Source organism: Amycolatopsis sp. NPDC047767 (assembly GCF_040704195.1).
In the GTDB taxonomy this organism is placed as follows: Bacteria; Actinomycetota; Actinomycetes; order Mycobacteriales; family Pseudonocardiaceae; genus Amycolatopsis.
Window position 1 is genome coordinate 258,499 of sequence record NZ_JBEYSJ010000009.1, and the last position, 26,708, is coordinate 285,206.

At 71.1% G+C, this 26,708-nt stretch carries 25 protein-coding genes; 21 read left to right on the forward strand and 4 right to left on the reverse strand.

Features of this window, described 5'->3' with window-relative positions; translation table 11 throughout:
* Position 1: 1 nt before the first annotated feature.
* The 16 genes from AB0878_RS19315 to AB0878_RS19390 all read left to right on the forward strand — a co-directional run bounded on the left by AB0878_RS19315 (position 2) and on the right by AB0878_RS19390 (position 16,014).
* Positions 2-193: a ferredoxin gene (locus tag AB0878_RS19315; RefSeq protein ID WP_220241991.1), complete on the forward strand. Its 192-nt coding sequence runs from the start codon at positions 2-4 to the stop codon at positions 191-193.
* On the forward strand, positions 190-1,404 hold the full coding sequence (locus tag AB0878_RS19320) for an FAD-dependent oxidoreductase (protein ID WP_366581567.1): 1,215 nt from the start codon (positions 190-192) through the stop codon (positions 1,402-1,404). Before AB0878_RS19315 ends, AB0878_RS19320 begins: the two co-directional genes overlap by 4 nt.
* Positions 1,404-2,852 carry an aldehyde dehydrogenase gene (locus tag AB0878_RS19325; RefSeq protein WP_366581569.1) on the forward strand — a complete coding sequence of 483 codons (1,449 nt, stop codon included), beginning with the start codon at positions 1,404-1,406 and terminating at the stop codon, positions 2,850-2,852. Before AB0878_RS19320 ends, AB0878_RS19325 begins: the two co-directional genes overlap by 1 nt.
* The gene (locus tag AB0878_RS19330; protein ID WP_366581571.1) at positions 2,849-4,111 is read left to right on the forward strand and encodes a cytochrome P450; all 1,263 of its coding nucleotides are present in this window, start codon (positions 2,849-2,851) and stop codon (positions 4,109-4,111) included. Before AB0878_RS19325 ends, AB0878_RS19330 begins: the two co-directional genes overlap by 4 nt.
* A 32-nt stretch (positions 4,112-4,143) precedes the next feature.
* A complete protein-coding gene (locus AB0878_RS19335; protein ID WP_360606121.1) occupies positions 4,144-4,551 on the forward strand; it encodes an SCP2 sterol-binding domain-containing protein in 408 nt (135 codons plus the stop codon).
* A 22-nt stretch (positions 4,552-4,573) separates the two neighbouring features.
* Complete coding sequence (locus AB0878_RS19340; protein WP_366581573.1) at positions 4,574-5,611, forward strand: ATP-binding cassette domain-containing protein; 1,038 nt, start codon at positions 4,574-4,576, stop codon at positions 5,609-5,611.
* A complete protein-coding gene (locus AB0878_RS19345) occupies positions 5,608-6,393 on the forward strand; it encodes an ABC transporter permease (RefSeq protein WP_366581575.1) in 786 nt (261 codons plus the stop codon). The genes AB0878_RS19340 and AB0878_RS19345 overlap by 4 nt, the downstream gene beginning before the upstream one ends.
* Positions 6,393-7,244 (forward strand): ABC transporter permease, encoded by an 852-nt coding sequence (locus AB0878_RS19350; protein WP_366581578.1) that lies wholly within the window; start codon positions 6,393-6,395, stop codon positions 7,242-7,244. Before AB0878_RS19345 ends, AB0878_RS19350 begins: the two co-directional genes overlap by 1 nt.
* Positions 7,241-8,518 carry an MCE family protein gene (locus AB0878_RS19355; RefSeq protein ID WP_366581580.1) on the forward strand — a complete coding sequence of 426 codons (1,278 nt, stop codon included), beginning with the start codon at positions 7,241-7,243 and terminating at the stop codon, positions 8,516-8,518. The genes AB0878_RS19350 and AB0878_RS19355 overlap by 4 nt, the downstream gene beginning before the upstream one ends.
* Positions 8,515-9,549 carry an MCE family protein gene (locus AB0878_RS19360; protein WP_366581582.1) on the forward strand — a complete coding sequence of 345 codons (1,035 nt, stop codon included), beginning with the start codon at positions 8,515-8,517 and terminating at the stop codon, positions 9,547-9,549. The genes AB0878_RS19355 and AB0878_RS19360 overlap by 4 nt, the downstream gene beginning before the upstream one ends.
* On the forward strand, positions 9,546-10,574 hold the full coding sequence (locus AB0878_RS19365) for an MCE family protein (protein WP_366581584.1): 1,029 nt from the start codon (positions 9,546-9,548) through the stop codon (positions 10,572-10,574). Before AB0878_RS19360 ends, AB0878_RS19365 begins: the two co-directional genes overlap by 4 nt.
* The gene (locus AB0878_RS19370; RefSeq protein ID WP_366581586.1) at positions 10,574-11,746 is read left to right on the forward strand and encodes an MCE family protein; all 1,173 of its coding nucleotides are present in this window, start codon (positions 10,574-10,576) and stop codon (positions 11,744-11,746) included. Before AB0878_RS19365 ends, AB0878_RS19370 begins: the two co-directional genes overlap by 1 nt.
* Positions 11,743-12,930, forward strand: a complete 1,188-nt coding sequence (locus tag AB0878_RS19375; protein WP_366581588.1) for an MCE family protein — start codon at positions 11,743-11,745, stop codon at positions 12,928-12,930. Before AB0878_RS19370 ends, AB0878_RS19375 begins: the two co-directional genes overlap by 4 nt.
* Entirely contained in the window at positions 12,924-14,183 is a 1,260-nt protein-coding gene (locus tag AB0878_RS19380) for an MlaD family protein (RefSeq protein WP_366581590.1), read from the forward strand. Before AB0878_RS19375 ends, AB0878_RS19380 begins: the two co-directional genes overlap by 7 nt.
* Before the next feature lie 349 nt (positions 14,184-14,532).
* Complete coding sequence (locus AB0878_RS19385) at positions 14,533-15,036, forward strand: hypothetical protein (protein ID WP_366581592.1); 504 nt, start codon at positions 14,533-14,535, stop codon at positions 15,034-15,036.
* 24 nt (positions 15,037-15,060) lie between these two features.
* Positions 15,061-16,014 carry a hypothetical protein gene (locus tag AB0878_RS19390; RefSeq protein WP_366581594.1) on the forward strand — a complete coding sequence of 318 codons (954 nt, stop codon included), beginning with the start codon at positions 15,061-15,063 and terminating at the stop codon, positions 16,012-16,014.
* Positions 16,015-16,212: 198 nt separating this feature from the next.
* On the opposite strand, the gene AB0878_RS19395 is transcribed toward AB0878_RS19390, so the two are convergent.
* The gene (locus tag AB0878_RS19395; protein ID WP_366581596.1) at positions 16,213-16,890 is read right to left on the reverse strand and encodes an MBL fold metallo-hydrolase; all 678 of its coding nucleotides are present in this window, start codon (positions 16,888-16,890) and stop codon (positions 16,213-16,215) included.
* A 674-nt stretch (positions 16,891-17,564) separates the two neighbouring features.
* On the opposite strand from AB0878_RS19395, the gene uvrA reads away from it, so the two are divergent.
* Positions 17,565-20,426 carry an excinuclease ABC subunit UvrA gene (gene uvrA, locus AB0878_RS19400; RefSeq protein ID WP_366581598.1) on the forward strand — a complete coding sequence of 954 codons (2,862 nt, stop codon included), beginning with the start codon at positions 17,565-17,567 and terminating at the stop codon, positions 20,424-20,426.
* A 48-nt stretch (positions 20,427-20,474) separates the two neighbouring features.
* Here uvrA and AB0878_RS19405 read toward each other — a convergent pair whose 3' ends face one another.
* Positions 20,475-21,143 carry a fibronectin type III domain-containing protein gene (locus tag AB0878_RS19405; protein WP_366581600.1) on the reverse strand — a complete coding sequence of 223 codons (669 nt, stop codon included), beginning with the start codon at positions 21,141-21,143 and terminating at the stop codon, positions 20,475-20,477.
* A 350-nt stretch (positions 21,144-21,493) separates the two neighbouring features.
* On the opposite strand from AB0878_RS19405, the gene AB0878_RS19410 reads away from it, so the two are divergent.
* The 3 genes from AB0878_RS19410 to AB0878_RS19420 are packed head-to-tail and all read left to right on the forward strand — an operon-like array spanning position 21,494 to position 23,203.
* A complete protein-coding gene (locus AB0878_RS19410) occupies positions 21,494-22,042 on the forward strand; it encodes a sigma-70 family RNA polymerase sigma factor (RefSeq protein WP_366581602.1) in 549 nt (182 codons plus the stop codon).
* Positions 22,039-22,755, forward strand: a complete 717-nt coding sequence (locus AB0878_RS19415; RefSeq protein ID WP_366581604.1) for a zf-HC2 domain-containing protein — start codon at positions 22,039-22,041, stop codon at positions 22,753-22,755. Before AB0878_RS19410 ends, AB0878_RS19415 begins: the two co-directional genes overlap by 4 nt.
* Positions 22,756-22,759: 4 nt before the next feature.
* The gene (locus AB0878_RS19420) at positions 22,760-23,203 is read left to right on the forward strand and encodes an SRPBCC family protein (protein ID WP_366581607.1); all 444 of its coding nucleotides are present in this window, start codon (positions 22,760-22,762) and stop codon (positions 23,201-23,203) included.
* Here AB0878_RS19420 and AB0878_RS19425 read toward each other — a convergent pair.
* Positions 23,191-24,603, reverse strand: a complete 1,413-nt coding sequence (locus AB0878_RS19425; RefSeq protein ID WP_366581608.1) for an MFS transporter — start codon at positions 24,601-24,603, stop codon at positions 23,191-23,193. The genes AB0878_RS19420 and AB0878_RS19425 overlap by 13 nt on opposite strands.
* A 113-nt stretch (positions 24,604-24,716) precedes the next feature.
* Between AB0878_RS19425 and AB0878_RS19430 the strand changes: the two genes are divergently transcribed.
* Complete coding sequence (locus AB0878_RS19430) at positions 24,717-25,109, forward strand: helix-turn-helix domain-containing protein (RefSeq protein WP_366581610.1); 393 nt, start codon at positions 24,717-24,719, stop codon at positions 25,107-25,109.
* Between the two features lie 115 nt (positions 25,110-25,224).
* Here AB0878_RS19430 and AB0878_RS19435 read toward each other — a convergent pair whose 3' ends face one another.
* The gene (locus AB0878_RS19435; RefSeq protein ID WP_366581612.1) at positions 25,225-26,601 is read right to left on the reverse strand and encodes a cation:dicarboxylase symporter family transporter; all 1,377 of its coding nucleotides are present in this window, start codon (positions 26,599-26,601) and stop codon (positions 25,225-25,227) included.
* Positions 26,602-26,708 lie beyond the last annotated feature (107 nt).

Below are 26,708 nucleotides of genomic sequence, written 5' to 3' on the forward strand. Positions count from 1 at the left end.
CGTGAAGATCGTCGTGGACCGCGCCCGCTGCACCGGGCTGGGCATCTGCGAGTCGTTCGCACCCGAGGTGTTCGAGGTGGACGACAACGGTGACCTGGTCCTGTCGTCGGAGACCGTGCCCGACGGGCTGGAGTCCGAAGTGGAGCAAGCCGTCACGGGCTGCCCGACCGAAGCCCTGAGGCTCGAGAAGTGACCCGTCTCGTCGTCGTCGGTGCCTCCCTGGCCGGGCTGCGGGCCGTGGAGGGCGCCCGCAAGGCCGGGTTCACCGGGTCCGTGACGCTCGTCGGCGCCGAGGAACACCTGCCCTACGACCGGCCGCCGCTGTCGAAGGCGTTCCTCGACGGGCCGGTCGCCGCGCCGGTGTTCCGCGAGGAGCAGGTGCTGCGCGACGAGCTCGGCGTCGAGCTCGTGCTCGGCACCCGGGCGCACGCGCTGGATCCGGCCGAGCGCGCGGTGCACGCGGGGGATCGCGAGATCCCGTACGACGGCCTCGTGATCGCCACCGGCGCGACCGCCCGGACGCTGTCCGGCACGAGCCACCTGGCCGGCGTGCACACGCTGCGCACCCTCGACGACGCGCTCGCCGTGCGCGCGGCCCTCGACGCCGGTGCCCGCACGGTGGTGATCGGCGCCGGGTTCATCGGCTCGGAAGTCGCGTCGGCAGCACGCAAACGCGGCCTGCCGGTGACCGTGGTGGAGGCCGCGCCGACGCCGCTCATGCGCGCGATCGGCGCCATGGGCGAACCCTGCTCGGCGCTGCACCGCGCGAACGGCACCGACCTGCGCTGCGGCGTCGCCGTGACCGGGGTCGAAGGCCACGACCGCGTCGAACGCGTGCGGCTGGCCGACGGGACCACGCTGGACGCGGACCTGGTCGTGGTCGGCGCCGGCGCGGTCCCGGCCACCGACTGGCTCGCGGGCAGCGGGCTCACGCTGGAGGACGGCGTGGTGTGCGACGCGACGCTCGCGACGGGGCTGCCCGGCGTGTACGCGGCGGGGGACGTCGCCCGGTGGGTCAACCCGGTGTTCGGCCGGGCCATGCGCCTGGAGCACTGGAGCAGCGCCGCGGAGCAGGGGGCCGCGGCGGGCGTCGGTGCGGCGGTGGCGGGGGCGGCCGAGCCGTACGAGACCGTGCCCTACTTCTGGTCCGACTGGTACGACACCCGCATCCAGTTCGCCGGCGTGCCCGACGCCGACGAGATCCGGGTGGTGCTCGGCGATCCGGACGAGGGCCGGTTCGTCGCGCTGTACCGCTCCGGCGATCGCCTCACCGGCGTGCTCGCGGTGAACAAGCAGCGGGAGATCATGAAGTTCCGGGCCCTCATCGCACGCCGCACCGACTGGTCCGGCGCGCTCGACTTCGCCGCCCGGCGGCGGGAACCCGTGTCCGAAGGAGTGCGCTGATGCACGAACACGAAGCCCTGTACATCGACGGCGCGTGGGTGCGCCCGGCCGGCGGCGCCACGCTCGCCGTGGTCTCGCCGGACACCGAGGAACGCATCGGCACCGTGCCGCTCGCGGGGGAGTCCGAAGTGGACGCCGCGGTCGCCGCCGCCGGTCGCGCGCTGCGGTCCGCGGAGTGGGGCGGGCTCACACCGGAAGCCCGGTCCGGGCTGCTGATGGCGTTCGCCGACGAGCTGGGCAAGAACGTGGCCCAGCGCGCCGAGCTCACCACGATCCAGAACGGCATGCCGATCACCATCGCCACCGCCGCCGAGGGGGCCGGCCCGGTCGGGATCCTGCAGTACTACGCCGCGCTCGGCGCCGCGCCCGCCGAGGAGCGCCGGCCGCGGCTGGACGGGCAGGGCGTCACCGTGGTGCGCAAGGAGCCGGTCGGCGTGGTCGCGCTCGTGGTGCCCTGGAATTTCCCGCAGGTGCTCACGATGTTCAAGCTCGCGCCGGCCCTGGCGGCGGGCTGCACCGTGGTGCTCAAGCCGTCGCCCGAGACCACGTTGGACGCGCTGGAGCTCGCGGCCACCGCCGAACGCGCCGGGCTGCCCGCGGGCGTGCTCAACGTGATCTCCGGCGGCGCCGACATCGGTGAGTACCTCGTGACCCACCCGGGCGTGCGGAAGGTCGCGTTCACCGGGTCCACGCCCGTGGGCCGCAAGATCGGCGAGGCCTGCGGCCGACTGCTGCGGCCCGTCACGCTGGAGCTGGGCGGGAAGTCGGCGGCGATCGTGCTCGACGACGCCGACCTGGCCACCACCGTGCAGGGCCTGGCCACGGCCAGCCTGCTCAACAACGGCCAGACCTGCTACCTCTCCACGCGCATCCTCGCCCCGCACTCGCGCCACGACGAGGTCGTCGCCGCGCTGTCCGGGCTGGCGTCCGCGCTGACCGTCGGCGACCCGCTCGATCCCGGCACGCACATCGGCCCGCTGGTCAGCGACAAGCAGCGGCGCAAGGTCGAGGAGTACGTGGCCGTGGGCCGCGAGTCCGGCGCCACGCTGGCGGCCGGCGGCGGGCGCCCCGACCGCGACCGTGGCTGGTACGTGCAGCCGACCGTGTTCGGCGGCGTCGACAACGGCAGCCGGATCGCGCGGGAGGAGATCTTCGGCCCGGTGCTCACGGTGATCCCGTACGGCGACGTCGACGAAGCGGTCTCCATCGCCAACGACTCCGACTACGGGCTCGGCGGCACCATCTGGACCTCCGACGTGGAGAAGGGCCTCGACGTGGCGCGCCGCGTGGAGACCGGCAGCGTCGGCGTCAACTTCTACGACCTCGACCTGGGCGCGCCGTTCGGCGGCGTGAAGGCCAGCGGCGTCGGCCGCGAGCTCGGCCCCGAGGGCCTGGCCGCCTACCAGCAGCTCAAGTCCGTCTACTTGGGACAGGAGATCCCCGCATGACCGCCATCGTGACCCCGCAGCAGCGCGAGTACGACGAGATCGACCTTTCGTCGCGGGCCTTCTGGTCGACCCGCGCCGCCGACCGCGAGCGCAGTTTCGCCGCGCTGCGCCTGCAGCGCCCGGTGTCGTGGCATCGGCCGGTCGAGGACGCGCTGATGGAGGACCCCGAGGACCCCGGCTACTGGGCCGTGGTCCGCCACGCCGACATCGTCGAGGTCAGCCGCCGCAATGACGTGTTCGTGTCCGGCCAGGGCGTGATGTTCGAGAACATCCCCGAGGAGATGCTCGAGGCGTCGCAGTCGTTCCTGGCGATGGACCCGCCGCGGCACACGAAGATCCGCAAGCTCGTCAGCGCCGCGTTCACCCCGAAGCAGGTGCGCCGCATCGAGGAGCAGATCAAGGCCAACGCCCGTGACATCGTGCGCGAGCTGGCCGAGGCGGGCAGCGGTGCCGACTTCGTGCGCCAGTGCTCCGGGCAGCTGCCGATCCGCACGCTCTCGGACATGGTCGGCATCCCCGAGTCCCACCGCGAGAGCGTGGCCCACGCCGCCGACGCGTCGGTGTCCTGGGCCGACCCGGTCTACCTCGACGGGCGCGACCCGATCGACATGATCTTCGAGGCCCAGATGACGCTGCACGGTGTGGCGTTCGAGATGGCCGAGCACCGCCGCGCCCACCCGGCCGAGGACCTGATGACCAACCTCGTGCAGGCCGAAGTGGACGGTGAGCGCCTCACCGACGAGGAGATCGCAGCGTTCTTCGTGCTGCTCTCGGTGGCGGGCAACGACACCACCCGCCAGACCACCAGCCACACGCTGCGCGCGCTCACCGACTTCCCGGAGCAGCGCGAGTGGCTGATGGCCGACTTCGACGGCCGCATCGCCAGCGCGCTCGACGAGTTCGTCCGCTGGGCCTCCCCGGTGATGACGTTCCGCCGCACGGCCGTCGCGGACTTCGAGCTGGGCGGGCAGCAGGTCAGCACCGGCGAGAAGGTGGTGATGTTCTACGCGTCCGGCAACTTCGACCCCGAGGTGTTCGACGAGCCCGGCCGCTTCGACCTGAGCCGCAGCCCCAACCCGCACGTGAGCTTCGGCGGGGGCGGCGCGCACTTCTGCCTCGGCAACCAGGTCGCCAAGGCCCAGCTGCGCGCCCTGTTCGGCGAGCTGCTGCGCACGCTGCCGACCATCACCGCCGGCGAGCCGGACTACCTGGCCGGCAACTTCGTGCACGCCGTGCGCGCCATGCCCTGCTTCTTCTGAGACCACGTTCCCGAACAGACCGGAGGCCAGCCATGCCCGCGTTCAGCAAGCCCGAAGAGATCTACCAGTACATCGGCGGCATCTTCGAAACCGCGTTCGCCGACGCCGACCTCGCCGCCAAGCTCGCCGGCACCGGCCTGGTGCTGAAGATGGTGTGCACCAACCCCGAGTCCGCGCTGCTGATCGACACGCAGAACCGCCGCGTGACCGGCGACGCGTTCGACGCGCCGGCCGACGCGACCATGACGATGGACAGCGAGGTCGCCAACGGCTACTGGCAGGGCAAGGTGAACCTCACGTTCGCCATGGCCCGCGGCAAGGTCAAAGTGGACGGTCCGGTGTCGAAGCTGATCAAGCTCGCTCCGCTGTCGAAGAAGCTCTTCCCCGTGTACGTCGAAAAGCTGCGCGCCGACGGGCGCGAGGACCTGATCGTCGGCTGAGCCGGGAAGGGCGAGCACAACGGTGGGTGCGGAAGTCGTCGTCGAGGGCCTGACGAAGTCGTTCGGGCGCCAGACGATCTGGCGGGACGTGACCCTCACCCTGCCCCCGGGTGAGGTGTCCGTCCTGCTGGGTCCCTCGGGAACCGGGAAGTCGGTGTTCCTCAAGTCGCTGATCGGGCTGCTCAAGCCCGACCGCGGCCGTTGCGTGGTCGACGGCGTCGACGTGGTCACGTGCTCGGAGCACCGGCTCTACGAGGTGCGCAAGCTGTTCGGGGTGCTGTTCCAGGACGGCGCGCTGTTCGGCTCCATGACCTTGTTCGACAACATCGCGTTCCCGCTGCGCGAGCACACCCGCAAGTCGGAGACCGAGATCCGGCGGATCGTGCACGAGAAGCTGGAGCTCACGGGCCTGTCCGGCGCCGACCGCAAGCTGCCCGGCGAGATCTCCGGCGGCATGCGCAAACGCGCCGGGCTGGCCCGCGCACTCGTGCTCGACCCGGAGATCGTGCTCGTCGACGAGCCCGACTCCGGCCTCGACCCGGTGCGCACCACCTACATCTCGCAGCTGTTCCTCGACGTCAACGCCCAGAGCGACGCGACGTTCCTCATCGTCACGCACAACATCAACCTCGCCCGGACCGTCCCCGACAACCTCGGCATGCTCTTCCGCCGTGAGCTCGTGATGTTCGGGCCGCGCGAGGTCCTGCTGACCAGTGAGGAGCCGGTGGTGCGGCAGTTCCTCAACGGCCGGATGGACGGCCCGATCGGCATGAGCGAGGAGAAGGACTCGGCGACGATGGCCGCCGAACGCGCGAAGTTCGCCGCCGGGCACCACGCCGGCGGCGTGGAAGAGGTCGTGGGCATCCCGCCGCAGATGCAGCCCGCGCCGGGGCTGCCGGCCCGCCCGGGTGAAGCACGGCGCAAGGACCGAGTGCTGCGGCTCCTGCCGACGCTGCCCGAAGCGGCGCAGGACGGGATCCTCGCGTCGCTCACGCCGGAGGAACGCCGGCGCTACGGCGTCGAGCACGCGGGCCGGCACCGCGTCGAGGAGGTCTCATGAGCACCGCGTGGACGTTTCCCGGCTCGCGCGCGTTCGGCCACACCGGCCGGATGTTCGCCCTCGGTCTGGACGTGCTGCGGCTCGTGCCGCGCCGGCCGTTCCAGACGCGCGAGTTCGTGGGCCAGTTCTGGTTCGTGGCGAGCGTGTCGATCCTGCCGAGCGCGCTGGTGGCGATCCCGTTCGGGGCGGTGATCGCGTTGCAGCTCGGCTCGCTGACCAAACAGCTGGGCGCGCAGTCGTTCACCGGCGCCGCGGGCGTGCTGGCCACCGTGCAGCAGGCCGCGCCGATCGTGACCGCGTTGATCATCGCCGGCGCCGGAGGAAGCGCTGTCTGCGCGGATCTGGGCGCACGCACCATCCGCGAGGAGATCGACGCGATGAAGGTGCTGGGCGTCTCGCCGATCCAGCGCCTGGTCGTGCCGCGCGTGCTGGCCATGGTGGGCGTCGCCGTGCTGCTCAACGGCCTGGTCAGCATCGTCGGCGTGGCCGGTGGGTACGTCTTCAACGTCTTCCTCCAGGACGGCACGCCCGGTGCCTACCTGGCGAGCTTCAACGCGCTGGCGCAGCTGCCCGACCTGTGGGTGAGCGAGCTCAAGGCGTTCATCTTCGGGTTCACCGCCGGGATCGTGGCCTGCTACCGCGGGCTGCACCCCTCGGGCGGGCCCAAGGGGGTCGGCGACGCGGTGAACCAGGCCGTGGTCATCACCTTCCTGCTGCTGTACTTCGCCAACTTCGTGATCACCACGATCTACCTGCAGATCGTTCCCGCCAAGGGGAGCTGATGACGACCACCACGCGCGCCCTGCGCGAAGACTTCCTCGGCCTGGCCGGCGCCCCCGTGCGCTCGCTCGACCGGCACGGGGACGAGCTGTGGTTCTACCTGCGCGCGCTCCTGTGGACGCCGCGCACGCTGCGCCGCTACCCGCGTGAGATCACGCGCCTGCTGTCGGAGGTCAGCTTCGGCACGGGCGCGCTGGCCGTGATCGGCGGGACGGTGGGCGTGATGATGGCGCTGAGCCTGTTCGTCGGCACGGTCGTGGGCCTGCAGGGCTACGCGGCGCTGAACCAGATCGGCACCGCCGCGTTCACCGGGTTCGTGTCCGCGTACTTCAACACGCGCGAGATCGCGCCGCTGGTCGCGGGCATCGCGCTCTCGGCCACTGTCGGGTCCGGCTTCACCGCGCAGCTGGGCGCGATGCGGATCTCCGAGGAGATCGACGCGCTCGAGGTGATGGGCATCCCGAGCCTGCCGTTCCTCGTCACGGCGCGGATGGTCGCCGGGTTCGTGGCGATCATCCCGCTGTACGCGCTGGGCCTGCTGAGCTCGTATGTCGCCTCGCGGGAGATCACCGTCGTCCTCAATGGACAGTCTGCCGGCACCTACGACCACTACTTCGATCTCTTCCTGCCACCGGGGGACGTGTTGTGGTCCTTCGGCAAAGTGCTGGTGTTCGCGGTGGCGCTGATCCTCATCCACTGCTACCACGGCTACACCGCCAACGGCGGGCCCGCCGGGGTGGGCGTGGCCGTGGGCAAGGCCGTGCGCAGCGCGATCGTGACGGTGGTCGTGCTGAACTTCTTCCTCAGCCTCGCCATCTGGGGCACCACCACGACCGTGCGGATCGCGGGATGACCACCGAACGCGGGCGCCTGCCCGCCGTGCCCCGGCGCCTGATGGGGCTGGCCTACTTCGCCGCGATCCTCGCCTTCCTGGGCCTGACGATCGCCGCCTACGACAAGGTGTTCACGACCGTCACCACGGTGACGCTGCGCGCGGGGCACATCGGCAACCAGCTCACGCGGCTCGCCGACGTGAAGCTGCGCGGCGTCCTCGTGGGGGAGGTGCGCGAAATCACCACCTCCGGCGACGGCACCTCGCTCACCCTCGCGCTCAATCCGCGTCAAGCGACGCTGATCCCCGCGGACGTGACCGCGCGGCTGCTGCCGAAGACGCTCTTCGGCGAGCGCTACGTCGACCTCGTCGAGCCGGCGCACCCGGCGATCGCGCGGCTGACCGAGGGGGCGGTGATCCACCAGGACACCAGCGCCGAGGCCGTGGAGCTCAACCAGATCCTCGACAAGCTGATGCCGGTGCTGCAGGCCGTGCAGCCGCAGAAGCTCTCGACCACGCTCAACGCGGTGTCCGACGCGCTCGACGGCCGCGGCGAGCAGCTCGGGCAGACGCTCACGCGGCTCGGCGACTACGTGCGCCGGATCAACCCGTCGGTGCCCGACCTGACCGCCGACCTCGCCGCGCTGCCCGGTGTCGCGGACACCTACGACCAGGCCGCGCCGGACCTGCTGCAGGCGCTGAGCGACCTCACCACGACGACGAAAACGATTGCGCAGCAACAGGACTCGTTGCGTTCGCTCTACGCCGACCTCACCACCACCGGGCTGAATCTGCGCGACTTCCTGGCCGCCAACAAGGACAACCTGATCCGCGTCACGAGCGATTCGCGCCCGACGCTGGACCTGCTGGAGCGCTACGCGCCCGAGTACCCGTGCCTGACGAAGCAGCTGGCCGACTTCGGTCCGAAGCTCGACGACGTCTGGGGCGGCGCCGACGGCGACCACAAGCTGCACCTGACGATCGAGATCGCCAACAGCCGCGGCAAGTACGTGCCCGGGCACGACACGCCGGCCTACGACGAGCACCGCGGCCCGCGTTGCTACTCGCTGCAGCCGGGGGAGAAGGCGCCGCAGTACCCCGAGGGCCGGCCGATCCAGGACGGTTCGTCGCCCGTCGGCGGCGGCGGTGCGGCGCTGGCCAACTCGGGGGCGGAGCAGCAGCTGCTGTCGGCGTTGCTGGCACCGCAGCTGGGTGCGCCGCAGACCGAGGTGCCGTCGTGGAGCTCGCTGCTCGTGGGCCCGCTGTACCGGGGAACGGAGGTGACCGTCCGATGAGGAGCCTCACGCCGACGCTGCTCAAGATCGCCGTGTTCGTCACGGTCACCGTGCTCGCCACGGCGCTGCTGGCGTTCACGATCGGCAACATCACGTTCTCGAGCGAGTCGAGCTACCGCGCGGTGTTCTCCGACGTGACCGCGCTCAACACCGGCGACGACGTGCGCATCAACGGCGTGCGCGTCGGCTCGGTGTCCGAGATCGGGATCACGGACCGGAAGCTGGCGCTCGTCGAGTTCACCGTGGACAGCCGGCGCAAGCTGCCGGCCGCGGTGCACGCCGAGATCAAGTACCGCAACCTGGTGGGCCAGCGCTACATCGCGCTCGAACGCGACTCCGCCGCGCCCGGCCCGATCCTGGCGGCCGACGCGACCATCCCGCTCACGCAGACGACGTCGGCGCTCAACCTGACCGTGCTGTTCAACGGGTTCAAGCCGCTGTTCCAGGCGCTCTCGCCCGACGACGTGAACAGCCTGTCCTACGAGCTGATCCAGGTGCTGCAGGGCGAGGGCGGCACGATCACCTCGCTGCTGCAGCACACCGCCTCGCTCGCGTCGACCATCGCGGGCAAGGACGAGGTGATCGGGCGCGTGATCGACAACCTCAACTCGGTGCTCGACACCGTCACCAGCCACGGCGACCAGCTCGCCGGGCTGGTCACGACCGTGCAGCAGCTGGTGTCCGGCCTGGCCGCGGACCGCAAGCCGATCGGCGACTCGGTGAGCGCGCTCGCCGACGTGAGCAGCTCCGTGTCCGGGTTGCTGGAGCAGGGCCGGGAGCCGCTGAAACGCGACATCGCGGGCCTCGGCTCGCTCGCGGCGAACCTCAACCAGGGCCAGGATCTGGTGCAGCAGTTCCTGCAGCACCTGCCCGAGAACGCCGCCAAGATCACGCCGACGGCGACGTACGGGTCGTGGTTCAACTTCTACGCCTGCCAGGTCACCGGCCAGGTCGGCATCAGCTCCCTCGACGTGGAGGTGCCGGTGCTGCCGGTGCCGGCCACGCAGCAGCCGGCGAGGTGCACGCGGTGAAGGCCTTCGAAGAACGTCACCCGGTCCCGATCGGCATCGTCGGGGTGGTCGTGATCCTGCTCGGCAGCCTCGCCGCGTACTTCTACGAGGACCTGCCGGTGATCGGCGACGGCACGCGTTACGCGGCCGAGTTCTCCGAGGCGGCCGGGCTGACCTCCGGCGACGAGGTCCGGATCGCCGGTGTCAAAGTCGGTGCCGTCAAAGACGTTTCGCTGGAGCGCGACCACGTGCGCGTGGCCTTCACCGCGAAGAACGCGTGGGTGGGCGACCAGACGTCGGCGTCGATCCAGATCAAGACGCTGCTGGGGCAGAAGTACCTCGCGCTCGACCCCGAGGGCACCGCACCGCTCGACCCGGACGTGGTGATCCCGCGCTCGCGCACGGTGTCGCCCTACGACGTGACGACGGCGGTCGAGCACCTGTCCGACACCGTCGGGCAGATCGACACGCAGCAGCTGGCGCAGAGCTTCACCACGATCTCCGACGCGTTCCGCGGCACGCCGGAGTCGCTGAAGGAGGCGCTGGGCGGGCTGTCCGCGCTGTCGCAGACGGTGTCCTCGCGCAACCAGCAGCTCGCGGCGCTGCTGGCGAGCACTCGTGAGGTGAGCGGCATCCTCGCCGACCGCGACGAGCAGTTCCAGAAGCTGCTGTCGGACGGAAACCTGCTGCTGGGCGAGATCCAGGCGCGCGAGCAGGCGATCGCGGCGCTGCTGTCGGGCGCGCAGTCGCTCGCCGTGCAGGTCAGCGGGCTGGTGCAGGACAACGAGGCGCAGCTGAAACCCGCGCTCGACCAGCTGAACCAGGTGACCACGCTGCTCGAGAACAACCAGGACAACCTGGCCGCGGGCCTGCGCAACCTCGCGCCGTTCTACCGGGTCTTCACCAACACCCTGGGCAACGGCCGCTGGTTCGACACCTACGCGTGCGGCGTGGTCCCGCCGAACGTGAACCTCGATCTCCTCGTCGTGAACCCCGAGGGCTGCCTGCCCGCGGGGACCAACTCCGGCGTGCCGGGAGGGAACTGATGGGTTTCGTCGGTGCGGTGCGTCGGCACGCGTTCCGCTACGCCGTGGTCGCCGTCGTGCTGGGGCTCGTGGCCGCGACGGGCCTGTGGTGGCTCTCGTCGCGGCCGGGCGACCGGCAGTTCACCGCGTACTTCGCGCGCGCCATCGGCGTGTACCCGGGCAACGACGTGCGGGTGCTCGGGGTGAAGGTGGGCAGCGTCGAGAGCGTGACACCGCGGGCTTCGGACGTGCAGGTGGTGCTGTCGGTGTCCGGTGACGTGTCGGTCCCGTCCGCGGCGCGCGCGGTCGTGGTCGCGCCGAGCCTGGTCGCCGACCGGTACGTGCAGCTCACCCCCGTGTACCTCGGTGGCCCGGCACTGGCCGACGGCGCCGTGATCCCGCGCGAGCGCACCGTGACGCCGGCCGAGATCGACCAGCTGTACCAGAGCCTCGACCAGCTGAGCACCGCGCTCGGCCCGAAGGGCGCCAACTCCGGCGGCGCGCTGACCGACGTGCTCGACACCGCGGCGAAGAACCTCGACGGCACCGGCCAGACGATCAACCAGACGCTGCACGACCTCAGCAGCCTGAGCAAGACGTTGTCGGACAACAGCGGCGACCTGTTCAGCACCGTGGACAACCTGCAGAAGTTCACCACCACGCTCGCCCGCAGCGACGGCCAGTTCCGCGAGCTGACCGGGCGGCTGTCCGACGCGTCGGGCTTCCTGGCCGGGCAGAAGGACCAGCTCGCGGCGGCGTTGTCCACTTTGGGCTCTGCGCTCGACCGGGTGCGCGGCTTCATCCGGGACAACCGCGCCGGGATCAAGTCCAATGTGGACAACCTGGCCGCGGTGACGCAGGTGCTCTCGGACCAGCGGGCGTCGCTCGCGGAGATCCTGGACGTGGCGCCGCTGGCGTTGAACAACCTGGTCAACGCGTACAACGAGACCAGCGGCACCCTCGACGCGCGGCTCGACATCAACGAGCTGACCTCGCCGCCGCTGGTCACCGTGTGCAAGCTCGTGCGGCAGAGCACGCCGAAGCAGCTGCCGGCCACGCTCGCCGACGCGTGCGACCAGCTCGCGCCCGTTCTCAACGGCGTGGTGCCGTTGCCTTCGGGTGCGCAGGTGCTCAACGGCCTGCAGACGGGGAACCTGCCGTTGCCGCTCGTGACCGCCGGAGGCGCCCGATGAACCGGTTCCGCGTGCTCGCCCTGGGTTCGGTCTGCCTGCTGGTGTCCGGCTGCGGCGCGGGCGACTACTCGGGGCTGTACGACGCGCCGCTGCCCGGTGGCGCCGACACCGGCGACCACCCGTACCACGTGACCGTGCAGTTCCCCGACGTGCTGGACCTCGTGCCGCACGCCGCGGTGAAGGTGGACGACGTGCCGGTGGGCAGCGTCGACTCCGTCGACCTCGGCGACGACGGCTGGACGGTGCAGGTGCGGCTGACCGTCAACGGGGACGTGCACCTGCCGGCGAACGCCGATGCGCAGCTGGTGCAGTCGAGCTTGCTGGGAGAGAAGTACGTGGCGCTTTCCCCGCCCGCTGCGGGGAAACCGGCCGGCACGCTCGCCGACGGCGCCGTGATCACCGCCGACCGCACCAACCGCTACCCCGAGGTGGAGGAGGTGCTCGGCGCGCTGTCGCTGCTGCTCAACGGCGGGGGAGTGGAGCAGATCCGCACCATCAGCCAGGAAGTGACCAAGGCGCTCAAGGGCAACGAAGGCGAGCTGCGCGGGCTGCTGTCCAGTGTGGACTCGCTCGTGTCCGCCCTGGACGCCCAGCGCGCCACGATCGTGCGCGCGCTCGACGGCCTCGACCGGCTCGCCACGACGTTGAAGGGCCAGCGCGACAACCTCGGCCGCGCGCTGGCGGACCTCGGGCCCGGTCTGCAGGTGCTGGAGCAGCAGCGCGGGCAGCTCGTCGGGATGTTGCAGGCGCTGACGTCGCTGTCGGGCGTCACCGTCGACACGGTCCGGCGCAGCCAGGCCGACCTCGTCGCCGACCTGCGCTCGCTCGGGCCGACGCTGGAGCAGCTGACCAAGACCGGGCAGGACATCCCGCGCAGCCTCGACTATCTGCTGACCTTCCCGTTCAACACCAAGTCGCTGGACTCGATCCGCGGCGACTACACGAACTTCACGGCGAAACTCGACCTGGACCTCGACTCGGTGCTGCCGAACATCCTGGGCGCGCCGCGGCTGCCGATCTCGGTGCTGGGCTCGCGGTCGCTGCCGCCGGGTTCGCCGGTGCTGCCGCTGCCGGGCACGGCCGTCCCATCCGGTCCGTCCGCTCCGCCTGCTTCGGCGCCGGGTCTCGGCGGCGTGCTCGGCGCGATCCTGGGAGGGCTATCCTGGGAGGGCTGTAGATGCTGACGCGGGGCACCCGGTTCAAGATCCTCGTGTTCGTCGTGCTGTCGCTGGTGACCGTCGGCTACGTCGGCGTCCGGTACGCCGGGCTGGGCCGGTTCTTCGGCGGCCAGGGCGCCACCGTGCACCTCGAGCTGGCCGACTCCGGCGGCATCTACCCCGACGCCGACGTCACCTATCGAGGGGTGACTGTCGGCAAGGTCGGCGCCGTCGGCCTCGGCGCGCAGGGCGGCACGGAGGCCGACCTCGTCCTCGACCGCGACGCGCCGCCCGTGCCCGCCGACGTCGAGGCCGTGGTGGCGAACCGCTCCGCGGTCGGCGAGCAGTACGTGGACCTGCTGCCGCGCACCGGCTCCGGCCCGTTCCTGGGCGACGGCTCGGTCATCGCCTCGCGCGACACCCAGACGCCGGTGCCGACCGAGCAGCTGCTCGACCACGTGGAGGCACTCGCGGGCAGCGTGCCGACCGACCAGCTGCGCACGGTCGTCGACGAGCTCGACAACGCCCTGTCCGGCTCCGCCGCGCCCGACCTGCGGCAGCTGCTGGACTCGACGGACACCTTCACCGCGGCGGCGCTCGACCACGTCGACGAGACTTCGCAGCTCCTGTCCAGCGCACGCGTCGTACTCGACACCCAGAACACGCAATCGGCGCAGATCAAGGACTTCTCCGCCAACCTCCGCGTGCTGGCCACCCAGCTCAAGTCCTCCGACGGCGACCTCCGGCACCTCATCACGGCCGCTCCGCAGGCGGCCCAGCAGATCAACGCCGTGCTCACCGAGACCGGCCCGCAGCTCAGCGTGCTGCTCGCCAACCTGCTCACCACGGCCGACGTCATCGCCCCCCGCCGCGACGGCATCGAGGACATCCTCGTGTCCTACCCCCAGCTCATGACCCTCGCCAACACCGTCGTCCCCGGCGACGGCACCGCGCACCTGGGCCTGGTGCTCAACTTCTTCGACCCGTACGTCTGCACCCGCGGCTACGAGAACACGGTTCGCCGGCCCGCCGACCAGGTCGCCCAGGCGCCGGCGAACACCACGGCGTACTGCGCCCTGCCGCCGGGGAGCCCGAGCTCGGTGCGGGGCTCGCAGAACGCGCCTTACGGCGGGAAGCCGCTTGCGGTGCCGCCTCCGGCGGTTGGGTCTTCCGGTGGGTCTCCGGTGGGTGGTGCGCCGTTGCCGGGCCTGCTGGGGGTTCCGGCTCTTTCCGGGCCTACGTCGTTGGCCGGGCTGCTCGGCCTTTCCGGTGCGAAGTGAGGATTTCCATGCGACTCGTTTCGGCTTCCACCCCGGGCCGGCTCGCTCGGCTTGTCTCGCACGAAGGGAGGATTCCCGTGCGTCCTGTCTCGGCTTCCGCCCTGGCCCGGCTTGCTCGGCTTGTCTCGCGCGAGGTGAGGACTTCTTTTGTGCCCTGTCTCGGCTACGGCCTCGGGGCTATTTCTGCGCGACCTGCTCGTCGTCGCTACCTCGGCCGGCTTGTTCGGCGCGAAGTGAGGATTTCCATGCGCCGTGTCTCGACTTCCGCTCCTGGTCCATCTCTGGCCGGGACTCCGGCCACGACTTCGGCCGGCTCGGTCGGCTCGGCTCGCGCGAAATGAGGATTCCCATGCGCTTCTCCGGAAAACGACTGGCCGCGGTGGCCGTGGTGATCGCCGCCTTGGCCGCGGCCGGCACCGGCTGGTGGTGGGCCTCGGCGGCCCACAGCGACCCCGTCTCGATCGCTGCCGATCGTGAGGCGGCCGAGGCCGCGGGCGAAACCGCCGTCGCCACCCTGACGACCGCGAACTACACCACCGCGGACGCCGACCTGCGCAAGTGGGAGACGGTCACCACCGGCCCCCTGCTCGACCAGATCCGTGCCGGCCACGCCCAGGGCGTCACGGCCCTGCAGACCGCCAAGAGCACCACCACCGCCCGCGTCCTCGACGCCGCGCTGTCCCAGCTCGACGCGCAGGCCGGCACCGCGCAGCTCATGGCCGTCGTGGAAGTCACCGCGCGCCAGGGCGCCACCCCGGCGGCGGTCAAGCGCAACCGTTTCCAGGCGACCGTCACGCGGACCCCGGAGGGCTGGAAGCTCTCCGCCGTGCAGCCGGTCACCGTCAGCCTCTGAGCCCCTTCCGAACGGATTCCCGCCATGGCCCTCACCCGCCACCGCCCGCCGTCCCCCCGCCCGCGCCGCACCGCGGTCGCCGGCAAACCCCGCGCCGCGCAGCCTTCCGCGGCCTCGGCCGTCGACGTGATCGAGCCGGCCGTGGGGCCGGGCCTCGCCGCCGAGACTGGAGCCGTCGCGCCGGACTCCGGGATCGAGTCGAAGGGCCGTGGTGCGGTCGCGTCGGGCTCCGGGATCGAATCGAAGGGCCGTGGTGCGGTCGCGCCGGGCTCCGGGATCGAATCGAAGGATCGTGGTGCGGTCGCACCGGACTCCGGGATCGAATCGAAGGGTCGTGCTGCGAGCACACCGGACTCCGACGCCGCCCCGAGCAGTCGCCCTGCCGCCACGTCGGACTCAGATCCCGAGCCGCCCGCCGATGATGCCTCGCCGGCCGCTTCAGCCGAACCGGCAACCGCGGCGCCGGGCAACCGTCTCCGCAGCCGGGTGACCGTCGGCCTGTCGGCGCTGACCGTCGTCCTCCTCGCCGCCGCCGGCTGGTTCGCCTGGCAAGCCCACCAGTCCACGACCTCCGGCCCGGCCGCCAACACCGCCTTCTCCGACAGCGCCGCCACCTCCGCCGTCACTGGCCAGCTCAGCGCCGCCTTCGAGGCCGTCTTCTCCCTCGACTACCAGGACGTCGCCAAAACCCAACGGGCCGCCGACCAGTACCTCACCGGAAACGCCGTCACCCAGTACCGGCAGCTGCTCTCGGCCGTCCAGCAACAGGCCGTCCCCAACCACCTCACCCTCACCAGCCGCGTCCGCACCATCGGCATCAAGGACATCACCGGCACGACCGCCCACGTCCTCGTCTTCGCCGACCCGACGACCTCCCGCGCCGCCACCCCCGACACCTCCAGCGGCGGCGCCCAGGTCCGCCTCACCGCCACGGAAGACAACGGCCAGTGGCGCATCAGCGACATCGCGGTCCTGTAAACGAAACGCGGCCGCTCAGCGCGCCGCGACGACCCGTTCGACGAGGGTGCCAGGTAACGAGGTTGATCGGCCGACGCCGCCGTTTCGGTCAGCTCGCTCGAACTGCTCGGTCCTTTCGTCTGAGGCCCCATCTGTCTCAGGCGAAACAAAACCGGGCTGCCTGAAACCCAGACAGCCCGGTTCGAACAAACCTTCAGCTCACCAACCGCGCGAACGCCACTCCGCCAGTTTCGGCCGCTCCACGCCGAGCGTCGAGTCATCCCCGTGCCCCGGGTAGAACCACGTCTCATCCGGCAGTTCGTCGAAGATCCGCGCCGAGACGTCGTCCAGAAGCGACGCGAAGTCCTCCGGCGACGAAGTCTTCCCGACCCCGCCCGGGAACAGTGAGTCGCCCGTGAAGAGGTGGGGGTGGCCGGCCGGGTCGCGGTACAGGAGGGCGATGGAGCCCGGCGTGTGGCCGCGCAGGTGGATCACCTCGAGGGTGACCTGGCCGACCTTCAGGGTGTCGCCGTGTTCGACCAGGAAGTCGGGGGGAACGGGCAGTGGCGGGGCGTCGAGGGGGTGCGCGGCGGTGTTGGAACCGTTGGCGCCCGCCACGGCGCCCAGGGCCTGCCAGTGGTCCTGGTGCTGGTGGGTGGTCACGACGGTGCGCAGCGCGGGCCGGTCGGGGCCGTGGCCGATGAGGTCGGAGATGCGCTCGGGGTCGTTGGCGGCGTCGATCAGCAGCGCTTCGTTCTCGGCGCGGCAGACGAGCAGGTACGCGTTGTTGTCCATCGGCCCCACGGAGAGCTTGGTGATGGTCAGCGCGTCCAGCGTCCGGCGGGCGGCGTCGCCGCCCGGTTCGACGTGCCCGGTGTAGGTGTCGGCGATGTTCACGTCCACACGGTAGCCGGGTCGACGCGGTCTGTCCCACCCCCGAGCACCTACGCCCGGCGCGGTTCGTGGCGGAGGTGAGCGTTCTGCGCTGCCTCGCGGCGGTGGCGCACCGATCGAGTGATGATGTGGCTCGTCTGGGTGTTGATGGTCGTACTCACCGTGGTTCGGTTGTCGACCTTCGACCCGCGCCGCACGCCGATCCCTGTCGTGAACGTCTCCTTCGGCCGGCGTCCTGACGCCTCGAGCTGCTCTTCGCGGCCTGTATTGTGGTACCGGACCTGCACGTCTTCCCGTTCCACCGGGCGATGCCCCAGGACCCCGCGCGGGGTCGCCCCGGCGCTCACCCGGCTCGCCGGGATCTCGTATGGTCTCTACCTGGTGCGCCGGGAACCGGGTTACGTCCTGGCGCGCGCCCTGCCGGACATCGGTGTCCCCGGCCGGCCGCGGCTCCCGCGGTGCCGGTCGCCGGCCGAGCGCTCACCGCGTGGGTGGAACGGTCGTCGCCGGACCGCCCGGCGGGCGGGCAAAACCGCCCAGGAACCCGCAAAAGCCCAGGTCGAAGAGCCAGAGCCCGGTTTCTGTCGGTGGTCGGTCCTAGCATGGACGCGGCCGCCCGTGCAGGACTTCCACCGGGCCGGCCTCCGAGCCGAGATTTGAATTGAAGGGACGTGGGCGTGGCTGATCGCCTCGTTGTTCGCGGGGCCCGCGAGCACAACCTCCGCGGTGTCGACCTCGATCTGCCCCGCGACAGCCTGATCGTGTTCACGGGCCTGTCCGGGTCGGGCAAGTCGAGCCTCGCTTTCGACACTATCTTCGCCGAGGGGCAGCGCCGTTACGTCGAGTCGCTCTCGGCGTACGCGCGGCAGTTCCTCGGGCAGATGGACAAGCCCGACGTCGACTTCATCGAGGGCCTCTCGCCCGCGGTGTCGATCGACCAGAAGTCCACCTCGCGCAACCCGCGCTCCACGGTGGGCACGATCACCGAGGTCTACGACTACCTGCGGCTGCTCTACGCCCGCGCGGGCAAGGCGCACTGCCCCAAGTGCGGTGAGCTGATCAGCAAGCAGACGCCGCAGCAGATCGTGGACCAGGTGCTCGACATGGACGAGGGCACGCGCTTCCAGGTGCTCGCGCCGGTCGTGCGCGGGCGCAAGGGCGAGTACCTCGACCTGTTCCAGAACCTGCAGCAGCAGGGCTACGCGCGCGTGGTCGTCGACGGGAAGGTGCACCCGCTCACCGACCCGCCGAAGCTGAAGAAGCAGGAGAAGCACCAGATCGGCGTGGTCATCGACCGCCTGAGCGTGAAGACGAGCTCGCGCCAGCGGCTCACCGACTCGGTCGAGACGGCGCTGCGGCTGGCCGATGGGCTGGTCGAGCTGGAGTTCGTCGACCTGCCCGAGAACGACCCGAACCGCGTGCGCGGGTTCTCCGAGAACCTGGCCTGCCCCAACGGGCACCCGCTCGCGATCGAGGACCTCGAGCCGCGGTCGTTCTCGTTCAACTCGCCCTACGGTGCGTGCCCCGTGTGCACCGGCATCGGCATCCGCAAGGAGGTCGACCCGGAGCTGGTGGTGCCGGACGACGAGCTGTCGCTGGGCGAGGGCGCCATCGCGCCGTGGGCCGGCGGGCAGAGCGCCGACTACTTCATCCGCCTGCTGGAGTCGCTGTCGGAGGCCATCGGCTTCCGCATGGACACGCCGTGGCGCCAGCTGCCGGCGAAGGTCCAGAAGGCGGTGCTGCACGGCGTCGACGAGCAGGTCCACGTGCGCTACCGCAACCGCTACGGCCGGCAGCGCTCGTACTACGCCAACTTCGAGGGCGTGATCCCGTTCCTCGAGCGGCGCCAGGAGCAGACCGAGTCCGAGTACATGCGCGAGCGGTACGAGGGCTACATGCGCGAGGTGCCGTGCCCCACCTGCCAGGGCACGCGGCTCAAGCCGGAGATCCTCGCGGTCACCCTGGAGCACGAGACGCAGGGTGAGCGCTCGATCGCCGAGGTCTGCGCCCTGTCGATCGACGAGGCGTCGAAGTTCCTCGACGAGCTGGTGCTCGGGCAGCGCGAGGCGATGATCGCCGGCGCGGTGCTCAAGGAGATCCAGGCGCGCCTGCGCTTCCTGCTCGACGTCGGCCTCACCTACCTCTCGCTCGACCGCGCGTCGGGCACCCTGTCGGGCGGCGAGGCGCAGCGCATCCGGCTGGCCACGCAGATCGGCTCGGGCCTGGTGGGGGTGCTCTACGTGCTCGACGAGCCGTCGATCGGCCTGCACCAGCGCGACAACCACCGCCTGATCGAGACCCTCACGCGCCTGCGCGACCTCGGCAACACGCTGATCGTGGTGGAGCACGACGAGGACACGATCCGCGCGAGCGACTGGGTCGTCGACATCGGCCCGGGCGCGGGCGAGCACGGTGGGCACATCGTCCACAGTGGACCGTACAAGAAGATGCTGAAGAGCAAGGAGTCGCTCACCGGCGCCTACCTGTCAGGCCGCCGCTCGATCGAGGTGCCGGCGATCCGGCGCCCGGTCGACAAGAAGCGGCAGCTCACGGTCGTGGGCGCGCGCGAGCACAACCTGCGCGGCATCGACGTGTCGTTCCCGCTCGGCTGCCTCGTGTCCGTCACCGGTGTCTCCGGTTCGGGCAAGTCCACGCTCGTCAACGACATCCTCGCCCAGGTGCTCGCCAACAAGCTCAACGGCGCGCGCCAGGTCCCCGGCCGCCACACCCGGGTCAACGGGCTGAACACGGTCGACAAGCTGGTGCGCGTGGACCAGTCGCCGATCGGCCGCACCCCGCGGTCCAACCCGGCGACCTACACCGGCGTGTGGGACCACGTGCGCAAGCTGTTCGCGGCCACCACCGAGGCCAAGGTGCGCGGCTACCAGCAGGGCCGGTTCTCGTTCAACGTCAAGGGCGGCCGCTGCGAGGCGTGCGCAGGCGACGGCACGATCAAGATCGAGATGAACTTCCTGCCCGACGTCTACGTGCCCTGCGAGGTCTGCAAGGGCGCCCGCTACAACCGCGAGACGCTCGAGGTGCACTACAAGGGCAAGACGGTGTCCGACGTGCTGGACATGCCGATCGAGGAGGCGGCCGAGTTCTTCGAGCCGATCAAGGCGATCCACCGGCACCTGCAGACGCTCGTCGACGTCGGCCTCGGTTACGTGCGCCTGGGCCAGCCCGCGCCGACCCTCTCCGGTGGCGAGGCGCAGCGCGTGAAGCTCGCGAGCGAGCTGCAGAAGCGCTCCACGGGCAAGACGGTCTACATCCTCGACGAGCCGACCACGGGCCTGCACTTCGAGGACATCAGCAAGCTGATCGGCGTGATCAACGGGCTGGTGGACAAGGGCAACACGGTGATCGTGATCGAGCACAACCTCGACGTGATCAAGACGTCCGACTGGATCATCGACATGGGCCCGGAGGGCGGTTCCGGCGGCGGCATGGTCGTCGCGGAAGGTACGCCCGAGCACATCGCGTCGGTGCCGGAGAGCTACACGGGCGAGTTCCTCGGCCAGGTCCTCAACCCGGCCTGACCCGTCCCGGTGCGGTGGCCCGAACGCGGGTCACCGCACCGGCGGGAGTCAGTCCCTGCCGGTCGTGCGGTCGACCACCGGCGAGAGCGGCCCGTAGTAGAGCGCGCGCACGCGGAAGGCGGAGCCCTGCTCGTCGGGCAGGAGCGACAGCGCGCAGGTTGTGGTGTCCGGGTCGGTGATCTCGACCGGGACGAAGCCCGCCGCGCCCGGCTTGCGGATCTCCACCAGGAACCCGGCCTCGTCACTCGAACGATCCGCCCAGGTGAAATGCACCGACGCGTCCTCGGCCGGGACCACGGTCACGTCGGCCGGAGCAGCCGCGTCCCCCGGCGTCCGCACCGGCACGGCCGCGGCCGGGGGAGCAGCGCGCACGGGCGCACCCGGCTGCACCACCGCCGACACGGGACCGTAGAAGTCCCGCACGCGGTAGAAGAACGGCGTCTCCGGGATCAGGTCCGGGTGCCGGTAGGTGGTCTGCGAGCGCGGGAAGTACTGCAGCGCCGTCCACGGGCCGCCGGCGGAGTTCGCGTATTCGAGCAGGTGCCCGGCCGCGCCGGGGTCGCCCGCGGGCCAGCGCAGGTCGATGTCCGTCGGGGTCGTGAGCGTCGCCGTGAGGCCCGGCCCAGGTGGCGCCGGAGTCGCGGCCGGGGCCGAGGAGCAGCCGGCGGTGACCAGGACAGCCAGCGCCGCGAGCGCGAGACGGGTTTTCACGGGCACGGCGAGGCCTCCGGGACGTCCAGGCGGCGGCGGTGCCGCGTCAGCTTAGGAACCCGCGCCGGTGATCGACAAGCCGCGTCCCGATCACCGGCACAACCCATCCGTCCCGCCTCCGGCGGCGAATTCCCCGGCGAACTTTCTGAATTCGCGGTGAACCGCATCGCGCCGGCATCCGTGTGAGGGGTGTCGGGGACTCTCACCCCGGCATCGAGCACACGTCGAGCACGCGGAAAGGGGGCGATCTCCCGGTGGACACGGCGGCGGTGCTGGGCGTGCGGCGACGACCGGCGTTCACGCCGTGGTTTGCAGTACTGTCCTCGCCTACCCAGAACACCGTCGGGAGGTCGAGGGTGGCGATCGGACGCGGGCGGCCGAAACGGGCCGCCGCCGAGCGGCTCGTGGAGCAGCTCTACGCGGAACACGGCCGGAGCCTGCTGGCTTACGCGACCAGGCTCACGGGCGACCGCGCGGCCGCCGAGGACGTGGTCCAGGAAACGCTGGTGCGGGCTTGGAAGCACGCCGACGACCTGAGCGGCGACCGCGAGGGGTCCGTGCGCGGCTGGCTGCTCACCGTGGTGCGCAACCTCGTCACGGACCGGGCGCGGGCCCGCGCTTCGCGGCCGCCGGAGGTGGCCGAAGGCCCGGAGACGCTCGCGGCGCCGGTGGAACGCGACCACGCCCAGGGGGTGGTCGACTCGATGACGGTGCTGGGAGCCCTCGAAGGGTTGTCGCAAGACCATCGCGACGTGCTCGTGGAGATCTACTATCGAGGGAGATCGGTGGCGGAGGCAGCCGAGATGCTGGGGGTCGCTCCCGGCACCGTGAAATCCCGGTCCTACTACGCGCTGCGCGCCCTGCGCGCGGCGATGGTGAGCGGCGGAACGGAGGCAGTGAGATGAGCGCGGTCGAGCAGGAGCACACTCAGCTCGGCGCCTACGTCCTCGGCGCGCTGGACCCGGCCGAGGCGGTCGAGTTCGAACGCCACCTGGCCACGTGCGCGCAGTGCCGCTTCGAGCTCAAGGACTTCGGCGCCCTGCGGGAGGCGCTCGACGAGGTGCCGCCCGAGGCGTTCCTCGACGGCCCGCCCGAGGGCGGCGACCTGTTGCTGCAGCGCACGCTGCGCCGGATCCGGGCCGAGGAGGAGCAGGCCGCTCCCGCCGAATCCGCCGCGGCCCCGAGCCGCGGCTCCTCCCGCCGGGGGCTCGCGATCGCGGCCGCGGCGGTCGTCGCCGCGGTGGCGCTCGGCGGCGGGGTCTTCATCGGCCGCCAGACGGCGCCCGAACCCGCTCAGCAGGTGGCCGTGCCCGGCACCCGCGACGTGGCCGCCACCAACGCGGCGACGGGCGCGAGCCTCACCGCGTCGGTGATCCCCGCGGCCGGCTGGGTCAAGGTCCACGTGGCCGTGAAGGGCATCCCCGCGGGCGAGAAGTGCAAGCTCGTGGTCACGGACAAGACCGGCGCGAAGTGGGACGCGGGCAGCTGGCTCGTGTCGGAGAAGTGGAGCACGCAGGGCTTCGGCCTCGACGGTTCGGCCCTGGTCGCGCCGGCCGACGTCGCCTCGGTCGGCATCGTCACCCTCGACGGCCGGGACCTGGTCTCGGCGCGGGTGTAAGGCGGTGGCGGGGGCGGAGTACCGGTTTTCCAGCACCTGGTGGCTCCCGGTCGCCCCGGCCCGCCGGGTCTTCGACGCCGTCGTGGACCTCGAGGCTTATCCGCGGTGGTGGCCCGACGTGCGCTCGGTCCGCCGCCTCGACGACGACACGGCCGAGGTCGTCTGCCGCTCGCGCCTGCCGTACCGGCTGGTGATCGCCATGCACCGCGAGGAAGAGGACCCCGACGCGGGCCACGTCCGCGTCGGGCTGAGCGGTGACCTCGAAGGCTTCCTCGCCGGCGCGCTGCACCCCGTCGGTGCGGGCACGCGGCTGGAGATCACGCAGCACGTGCGGGCCCGCAAACCGTTGCTGCGCAAGCTGGACACGGTGGCCCGGCCGTTCTTCCGCGCCAACCACGCGTGGATGATGAGCCGGGGCCACCGCGGCCTGGCCGCCTACCTGGCCTGACCCGCCACGCACAGGTCCGGCTTCGCGACCGGGCGCGGGCGGCGCACCAGCACGAGCGCCGCCGCCACCGCGGCGAGGAGCACGAAGCCCGCACTCAGCCCGTACGCGAGCCGGTAGCCCGAAGCGAGTGCGGCGCGAGCCCCCTCCGACGCCAGTCCTGCCGTGCGCGCCGCGGCGGCCGTCGCGAGCACCGCGGTGCCGATCGCCGCGCCGACCTGCTGCGTGGTGGTGATCAGGCCCGACGCCACGCCGGCGTCGGCCGGGTCCGTCCCGGACATCGCCAGCCCCATCACGGCCGGGATGGCTGCGCCCGCACCGGAACCCATGAGCACCAGGGCCGGGAACACGTGCAGGAAGTAGCTGCCGTCCGTGGGCACGGTGGTGAGCAGCGCGAACGCGATCGCGACCACCACGAGCCCGCCCAGGAGCACCGCGCCCGGCGTGAAGCGCGCGCTGAGCTTCGCCGAGATCCCCAGGGAGAACACCGCGATCATCACCGGCGCCGGCAGGAACGCGAGCCCGGTGGCGAGCGCGTCGAGCCCGAGCACTTTCTGCAGGTACAGCGCGGTCACGAACTGGAAGCCCATCATGCCGGCGACCATGAACACCATCGTGACGTTGGCGCCGCTGACCGCGCGCACGCGGAACAGCCGCAGCGGCAGCAACGGAGTCCGGGCCCGGGCCTGGCGCACGACGAACGCGACGAGCAGCAAAACCGCGCCCGCCAAGGGAAGTGCGGCCCCGGTCTCGACGATCCCGTACACCAGCAGCATGACGCCGCCCGTCACGAGCACCGCGCCCAGCGCGTCGATCCCCGTGCGCAACCCGCGGCCGCGGTCCGCGTCCACGACCAGCGGCGCCAGCACCAGCGCGGCGGCGCCGATCGGCAGGTTCACGTAGAAGGTCCAGTGCCAGTCGAGTGCCTGCGTGAGCGCGCCGCCCGCGATGAGCCCGATCGACGCGCCCGAGGCCTGCGTGAAGCTGAAGACGCCGATCGCCCGCGCCTGCGCACGGGGTTCGGGGTACATCGTCACGATCATGCCCAGCACCACGGCCGACGCGAGCGCGCCGCCGGCACCCTGCACGAACCGGGCGGTCACCAGCACCGCCGCGTCGGTCGAGAGCCCGGCCACGAGCGAGGACGCGGTGAAGACCACGAGCCCGGCGAGGAACACCCGCCGCCGGCCCAGCAGGTCGCCGAGGCGGCCGGAGAGCAGGAGCAGCCCGCCGAACGCGACGAGGTAGGCGTTGACGACCCAGGCCAGGCCCGCGGACGTGAAGCCCAGCTCGGCCTGGATCGAGGGCAGCGCCACGGCGACGATGCTCCCGTCGAGCACCACCATGAGCGAGGCCGCGCACAGCACCACGAGTGCGACGGCCCGCCGACGGACTTCCGGCATTTCGGTCCCTCCAGAACGATCACCGAAGAGAATCCCCAGGTCGCGCCCAGGGCATCTCTTGTTACTGCGACCATCTTGTGTGACCATCGAGGGGCGCGGAAGGAGGCACTTTCATGTCCCAGGGGAACACCGCTGTGACCGAGCAGGTCAGCGCGATCGACCCGGAGAAACTCGAGGCGTGCACGCTGCTCGAGGTGCTCAACCGGATCAGTGGCAAGTGGGCGATCGGCATCCTGCTGGAGGCGTCGCAGGGCCCGGTGCGGTTCACGGAGCTGGAGCGTTCGGTGGCGGGCATCAGCCGCCGGATGCTCACGCTGACCCTGCGCAACCTCGAACGCGACGGGCTGCTGGAGCGCACCGTCTACCCGACTGTGCCACCGCGTGTGGAGTACGAGGCGACGCCGATGGCGCGGGAGCTCTACGGCACCTTGTCGGGGCTCGTGGACTGGGCGCAGCGCCACCGCGAGGCGATCGCCGTGGCGCGCGAGGTCTACGACGCGCAGTAGAAACGCGTGTGCCGTGGTCGTGAGCACGGGGGACGCTCACGACCACGGCACACGGGGGTGTTCGCACCCCGGCGGGGGAGTGTGGGCCGGAAGGAGCCCTGGGGTGCGAACGGCTTCAGTTGCCCGCGGAGGCACCCACGGGTTCGCCCCGGTCGCTGGGCGGCTCGGTGGTGACCGGTGCGGGCGCTTCGTCGAGCAGCGTGGCTTCGTCGAACGGCGCGGACCCCGCGAAGACCTGGCGGGACTTGTCGCGGTCGAACTCCTTCATCCACGATCCGATGAGGACGGTCGCCACGGCGTTGCCGGCGAAGTTCGTCAGCGCGCGGGCCTCGGACATGAACCGGTCGATGCCGAGGATGAACCCGACGCCGTCGACCAGTTCGGGCCGGTGCGACTGCAGCCCGCTCGCCAGGGTCGCGATGCCGGCGCCGCTGACGCCCGCCGCGCCCTTCGAGGCCAGGATCATGAACAGCAGCAACCCGATCTGCTCGCCCAGGGCCAGCGGCTCGTCCTGCGCCGAGGCGATGAACAGCGTCGCCATGGTCAGGTAGATCGCCGTGCCGTCGAGGTTGAACGAGTAGCCGGTGGGCACCGTGATGCCGACGACCGGCTTGCTCACGCCGAGGTGCTCCATCTTCGCGATCAGCCGCGGCAGCGCCGATTCCGACGACGACGTGGACAGGATCAGCAGGAACTCGCGGCCCAGGTACCTGAGCAGCTGGAAGATGCTGACCCGCGCGCCCACCCACAGCACCGCGCCGAGGACGCCGAAGACGAAGATCAGGCACGTCACGTAGAAGCCGAGCATGATCACCAGCAGGCTGCGCAGCGCGCCCCAGCCGGTCGCGCCGACCACGGCCGCGATCGCGCCGAACGCGCCGACCGGTGCCGCCCACATGATCATCGACAGGATGCGGAACACCAGGCGCTGCACGTGCTCGATGCCGCGCAGGATCGGCTCGCCGCGCCGGCCGAGCTTCTGCAGCGCGAACCCGGTCAGCAGGGCGATGAGCAGCGCCTGCAGGGTCTGGCCCTCGGTGAACGCCGAGACGAACGAGGTCGGGATGATCCCGAGCACGAAGTCGACGCCGCCCTCGGCGCCCTTGGCCTGGTCGTGGACCTTGGTGACGTCGGCCGGGTTGAGGTGCAGACCACTGCCCGGGTGCAGGATGTTGCCGACGATGAGGCCGATCGCGAGCGCGAACGTCGACATCACGACGAAGTAGACCAGCGCGGTGATGCCGACCTTGCCGACCTTCGCCGCCTTCGCGACCGAGCCGATGCCCAGCACGATGGTGCAGAAGATGATCGGCGCGATCATCATCTTGATCAGGTTGACGAAACCGGTGCCCAGCGGGGCGAGCTCCTTGCCGACCGACGGCCAGATCAGGCCGACCGCGGCGCCGAGCACCACGGCGACGATCACGGCCAGATAAAGGTAACGCGTGCGGTCGCGCCGGGGCGCGGCCGCTTCGGGGGTCGGTGTCGGCACCGTTGCCTCCAGTCGGGGAAGGGGTGGAACGCCGGTCACTATGCGGGGAGGATATGACCAGCGTCACCGTTGTGTTCATTGAGTTCGCACGAGAGGTCCAGTCCGGT

Coding starts and splice junctions, on each gene's coding strand:
- AB0878_RS19325 (WP_366581569.1), top strand. CDS start 1,404: ATGCACGAACACGAAGCCCTGTACATCGACGGCGCGTGGGTGCGCCCG.
- AB0878_RS19330 (WP_366581571.1), top strand. CDS start 2,849: ATGACCGCCATCGTGACCCCGCAGCAGCGCGAGTACGACGAGATCGAC.
- AB0878_RS19335 (WP_360606121.1), top strand. CDS start 4,144: ATGCCCGCGTTCAGCAAGCCCGAAGAGATCTACCAGTACATCGGCGGC.
- AB0878_RS19345 (WP_366581575.1), top strand. CDS start 5,608: ATGAGCACCGCGTGGACGTTTCCCGGCTCGCGCGCGTTCGGCCACACC.
- AB0878_RS19350 (WP_366581578.1), top strand. CDS start 6,393: ATGACGACCACCACGCGCGCCCTGCGCGAAGACTTCCTCGGCCTGGCC.
- AB0878_RS19355 (WP_366581580.1), top strand. CDS start 7,241: ATGACCACCGAACGCGGGCGCCTGCCCGCCGTGCCCCGGCGCCTGATG.
- AB0878_RS19360 (WP_366581582.1), top strand. CDS start 8,515: ATGAGGAGCCTCACGCCGACGCTGCTCAAGATCGCCGTGTTCGTCACG.
- AB0878_RS19370 (WP_366581586.1), top strand. CDS start 10,574: ATGGGTTTCGTCGGTGCGGTGCGTCGGCACGCGTTCCGCTACGCCGTG.
- AB0878_RS19375 (WP_366581588.1), top strand. CDS start 11,743: ATGAACCGGTTCCGCGTGCTCGCCCTGGGTTCGGTCTGCCTGCTGGTG.
- AB0878_RS19380 (WP_366581590.1), top strand. CDS start 12,924: ATGCTGACGCGGGGCACCCGGTTCAAGATCCTCGTGTTCGTCGTGCTG.
- AB0878_RS19385 (WP_366581592.1), top strand. CDS start 14,533: ATGCGCTTCTCCGGAAAACGACTGGCCGCGGTGGCCGTGGTGATCGCC.
- AB0878_RS19390 (WP_366581594.1), top strand. CDS start 15,061: ATGGCCCTCACCCGCCACCGCCCGCCGTCCCCCCGCCCGCGCCGCACC.
- AB0878_RS19415 (WP_366581604.1), top strand. CDS start 22,039: ATGAGCGCGGTCGAGCAGGAGCACACTCAGCTCGGCGCCTACGTCCTC.
- AB0878_RS19425 (WP_366581608.1), bottom strand. CDS start 24,603: ATGCCGGAAGTCCGTCGGCGGGCCGTCGCACTCGTGGTGCTGTGCGCG.
- AB0878_RS19430 (WP_366581610.1), top strand. CDS start 24,717: ATGTCCCAGGGGAACACCGCTGTGACCGAGCAGGTCAGCGCGATCGAC.